A 4,832-nucleotide genomic window follows, 5' to 3' on the forward strand; every position below is an offset into this window, starting at 1 on the left:
TAATGTAGGGCATCTATACGAAGCAGAGCCTGATTTGCAGAATTTCTATAAAAGCTTAGACCCAACCAACAGCTTTAACCCTGGTATTGGTAAAATGTCTAAAACCAAACGCAATTGCTCATGTTGTCTATAAGTCGTTTAAGCATGATTCTGAATCAGTTATTTGGGGTGTGTCATCAATTAGGGCGCATCTTCACTTAATATTTATCGTTTAGATTGAGAACATGCTCTAAATGTTAAGTTAGGTTGTATCATATGTATTAAAAGCTGCAATACAAAAACGTATTGCAGCTTTTTTTATATCTCAAACTAAAATACGCTCACTTATGATTTAGCCAGCTGTATCTAGAGCCTGCTGACAAGCCTCAGCCAAATAAGGGTCAATACTGTCTTGCTTGAGCATCCATTTTAGATATCCAGCTCCATCGGAATGGGTTGCCAACTTTGCAATAGCCTCACCTTTATATTTGCCAAAACTGAAATGCGTGGGTATGCGTGCCATTTGGCTAAACTCATATAAGCTCTCTGCATCAGTGATGACATGGCCTTGGCTATTGGCTAAATCAATCAGACTACCCAGTACCAACTGAGTGAAGTAAATATCATAAACAGCAGCATGTGCATGTTTTGCTTGCTCACGTGCGATATCTCGATGAAAGAGGTAGAGAAGAGAGACCAGCTTATGGCTTTCTAGCGTAGGTAGCAGATAGTTAGCCATCGCATTGGTGCATATCAGCTTAGGCGTATGTGTCACGCCTGCATTTTTTAGAACGGCCATATCAAAATCAATATTATGACCAATCAAATACTCAACACTACTGGGCAGTCTAAAGTCTGTATGAGGAGGCTCATTCATGATATCTTCTTCACATATATGTGACACTGCCATAGAGCCCAAGCTGATTTCTTTCAGAGGGTTAAAACGCTTGGATCTTGGCTCTTGTAGTACCTCTACCTTGCCATTGTTGATATTCACAATAGAGTAGGCGGCTTCAGTCATGTGCGGCTCAACAAGCCCTGTGGTTTCTGTGTCGAGTATATAAGTGGTCATAATGGGCCTTGATAAATGTGAGGAGCTCAGTGGTCTAATATAAATGCTTGTATTATAGCAGTCTATAGTTACTCCATCATAAAAGTATTGCAGCGTTAACCTGCTTAGATGTACTACTTATCATCAATTAGTAAATATGCTCCTGCCGTCAAATCCGTAAATTTATCCTGTATAAGTAGAATATTTATTCGCTTATTTGTATCAGTACCAGTAAAATGCGAGACTGTTTTCTACACGAGTTTATGAGTAACCAATGATACGTTTAACTGAAATTAAATTGCCATTAAATCATGCACCTGAAGATCTAACGACTGCGATAACGACCAAGCTTAAAATTTCTGCTGAGCAGATGGCATCATTTGTGATGTTTAAACGTGGTTATGATGCTCGTAATAAAAGAAATATCCAATTAATTTATACGCTAGATGTCACGCTGACCGACTCGGATTTGACCAATGATTTACTGGTGCAATTTGAGTCAGACAACCATGTTAGACCAACACCAGATACCAGCTACAAATATGTTGGTCAAGCACCAGAAGACTTAACTGAGCGTCCTATCATTATTGGTTTTGGTCCCTGTGGTTTATTAGTAGGACTCACGCTTGCTCAAATGGGTTTTAAACCCATTATCATTGAACGCGGTAACGAAGTAAGACAACGCACCAAAGATACCTTTGGCTTTTGGCGTCAGCGTAAATTGAACACAGAATCTAACGTACAATTCGGTGAGGGCGGAGCGGGTACTTTCTCCGACGGTAAACTGTATAGCCAAGTAAAAGATCCAAATCATTATGGCCGTAAAGTCATGACGGAATTTGTTAAAGCTGGCGCGCCAGAGGAGATTTTATTTGTTAGCAAACCGCACATAGGTACTTACAAACTAGTCAGCATGGTAGAAAAAATGCGTGCTGAGATTATAGAACTCGGTGGCGAAATTCGTTTTGCTACTCGTGTCGATGATATCCATATCAAAGACGAGCAAATCACAGGCGTTACCTTACACAATGGCGAACGGTTAAACAGCAATCACGTTGTTCTTGCTGTTGGTCATAGTGCCCGTGATACCTTTCAAATGATCCATGATAAAGGCGTGTATGTTGAAGCAAAGCCTTTCTCAATTGGCTTTAGGATTGAACATAAGCAGTCAGCCATCGACCAAGCACGCTTTGGTGATAATGCTGGAAACGAAATACTTGGTGCTGCGGATTACAAACTGGTTCATCATTGTAAAAACGGTCGTTCTGTTTATAGCTTCTGTATGTGCCCAGGTGGCACCGTCGTTGCTGCAACTTCAGAAGAAGGCCGTGTTGTCACCAATGGTATGAGCCAATATTCAAGGAACGAGCGTAACGCCAACAGCGCAATTGTTGTGGGTATCGACCCAGAGCGAGATTACCCAAACCATCCTCTTGCTGGTATCGACTTACAAAGACAACTAGAGACCTTAGCGTTTGAGTTAGGTGGCAAAGACTACAATGCACCAGCGCAAACCATTGGCGATTTCTTAAAAGGCAAACCAGACTCAGAACTCGGTGATGTGAAGCCGTCTTACACTCCAGGTATTACCTTAACGGACCTAAGCAAAGCGTTACCTGATTTTGCCGTGGATGCCATACGTGAAGCCATTCCAGCGTTTAATAGAAAAATCAAAGGCTTTGCATCTGACGATGGTTTACTAACGGGTGTAGAAACCAGAACATCGTCACCAATCAGCATTAAACGTAATAAAGATCTCCAAAGCATTAATACCAAAGGACTATTCCCTGCAGGCGAGGGCGCTGGTTATGCAGGTGGCATATTGTCAGCGGGAATTGATGGTATCAAAGTGGCTGAAGCTGTGGCGAAATCAATATTGAATATAGATTAAGAGCGGCTTTAGGTGATTAAATATTGGGGGTTGTCCTAGGGCGTGTCATTAATTAATACATTTAGTGGCCTTAAAATGGCTGAATTTTGCTAAACATCGTCAGAAATTTTGTCAATATGTTCATATTAACGGCAATTGCTTTCTTGTTTATCTACAATTTTTCTCATTTTAAGCTTCATCATCTACTTGATGACACACCCTAGTTTTCTAAGTCACCTGAGCGGTGATGAAGTCAATACCGCCACGCCCACACCCATTGGTCTTTTTCTAAGTCACCTGAGCGGTGATGAAGAGAGGTTATATGTGGCTGTATGACAAAGACAATTTCTAAGTCACCTGAGCGGTGATGAAGGAGATTTGCAATCACTTCAACACGTTCGACAATTTCTAAGTCACCTGAGCGGTGATGAAGTCTTTTTTGCTTTCAAAGTTATGACGCTTGTCTTTCTAAGTCACCTATGCGTTATATCTAGTAGATAGTATATAAATAATGTATAAAGTATATAGAGTAAGGTTTGGTAGGAGAAAAATTTTTTATATATATAATATACACTATATAAAATACATGTTGGTTCAAGAAATTTTGCATAATTTATAATTTGATCTATAAGGATTGCATGAGTTGCTTCTGAAAGTCTTTGATATCATCGAAGCTGTTAATGCTGCTAGCTATTTGTTAAGCCAGTTTTCTAAGGTCGGTTTGGTTAGTCATTGCTTACTCTCCTGTTAGTGGATTATAAGCAGTTACACAGTTTCTAGGAAGCTCCCTTTTCCTCTCTAAAATCATTTACCATAAGCTCCGTTATATGATTAAAGCTAAACCTATATGATAAGCAATATTTAGAGAAGCAGATAGAATAGTTAATTTCCCCTTACGCAGGGGCGACAAACGGACAGATATCAGAGAAATTTATCTTAGCAGTGGAATTGATGGTTTGAATGGTATTATAGCGAAAGAGAAATACGAATATATCTATATAAAATTGTGAGGAAAAAATATGAAGTTAAGTAAAGCTCGAATTCAAAACTATCGCAGCATTATTGATACTGGTGAATTTGAAATTGAAGACCTAAAAACAATAATGGTTGGCCCTAATGAAGCAGGAAAAACAGTTGTACTAAGAGCTTTGCAACAGTTAAATAAACCTGATGAAGTAGCTGGATTTGATATATTAAGAGATTATCCACGCTCAAAATATAATGATATTAGTTCTGGAAGAGTATTAGCTGAAGATACCATTGTAGTAACAGGTTGGTTCAAACTAGACGAAGCTGATAAAGCTCTTATTCCAAAGCCATTCCATGATTGTATATATAAAGTAGAAAGAGCTATTGATAATCAAAGTTATCACTCTATAGAAAATGGGCCGTCAGCCATATATTTTTCAGACATCAGAGGCGGTTTATTAAGGTTAGCATCACATCTGGATAAGCAATATTTTGTTGAAGACCCAGATGAACAAATGAAGAAGCCAAGTAATATTTTAAATGCAATCGTTAATGAATGGGTAGACTCTACTGAGATATCAGGAGATAGATCCCGTTCTTTGGTTAGCTTTTTAGATAATTATTATGCTCTTATTGAAGAAGACAATACTAAAGAAGAAAAGAGACATGAAGAATTAAGAGCCAAAGCAAAGATTGGTGAATCGTCCGATCTAGTCCTTGACACTCTGGATGCAAGAATGCCAGTTTTTATTCTTTTCAATAATTACTCAAAAGTAAAACCATTAATTAACCTAGATCATTTATACAAAAGGTCAGAGAGTGGTTTGTTAGATGATGAATATTATGATTATGGGAACTTATGTCTTTTAAAGTTTCTAGGATTCGATGTAAAAGAACTATCTGACTTTCGGAGTTTTTCAAGGTAGTTGTCACCATCAAGCTAAATTAAGCGGCTTGTAATCT

At 38.6% G+C, this 4,832-nt stretch carries 4 protein-coding genes; 3 read left to right on the top strand and 1 reads right to left on the bottom strand.

Annotated elements, in window-relative coordinates; translation table 11 throughout:
* Window positions 1-133 (top strand): hypothetical protein (locus tag EI164_RS14635; RefSeq protein WP_192520652.1); only part of this gene is annotated, 133 nt, incomplete at its 5' end.
* A gap of 198 nt (window positions 134-331) precedes the next feature.
* On the opposite strand, the gene EI164_RS14640 is transcribed toward EI164_RS14635, so the two are convergent.
* On the bottom strand, window positions 332-1,051 hold the full coding sequence (locus EI164_RS14640; RefSeq protein WP_192520653.1) for a 3'-5' exonuclease: 720 nt from the start codon (window positions 1,049-1,051) through the stop codon (window positions 332-334).
* Window positions 1,052-1,304: 253 nt separating this feature from the next.
* Here EI164_RS14640 and EI164_RS14645 point away from each other — a divergent pair, with 253 nt between their 5' ends.
* Window positions 1,305-2,921, top strand: coding sequence for an NAD(P)/FAD-dependent oxidoreductase (locus tag EI164_RS14645; RefSeq protein WP_192520654.1), 1,617 nt, complete (start codon window positions 1,305-1,307; stop codon window positions 2,919-2,921).
* Window positions 2,922-3,919: 998 nt separating this feature from the next.
* Window positions 3,920-4,795 (top strand): AAA family ATPase, encoded by an 876-nt coding sequence (locus tag EI164_RS14650; RefSeq protein ID WP_192520655.1) that lies wholly within the window; start codon window positions 3,920-3,922, stop codon window positions 4,793-4,795.
* Window positions 4,796-4,832: the final 37 nt, after the last annotated feature.

It is taken from the genome of Psychrobacter sp. FME13, assembly GCF_014861395.1.
Classification (GTDB): domain Bacteria; phylum Pseudomonadota; class Gammaproteobacteria; order Pseudomonadales; family Moraxellaceae; genus Psychrobacter.

Bases quoted from the DNA above. Each gene is read 5' to 3' on its own strand.
- EI164_RS14640 (WP_192520653.1), bottom strand. From the start codon at position 1,051: ATGACCACTTATATACTCGACACAGAAACCACAGGGCTTGTTGAGCCG.
- EI164_RS14645 (WP_192520654.1), top strand. From the start codon at position 1,305: ATGATACGTTTAACTGAAATTAAATTGCCATTAAATCATGCACCTGAA.
- EI164_RS14650 (WP_192520655.1), top strand. From the start codon at position 3,920: ATGAAGTTAAGTAAAGCTCGAATTCAAAACTATCGCAGCATTATTGAT.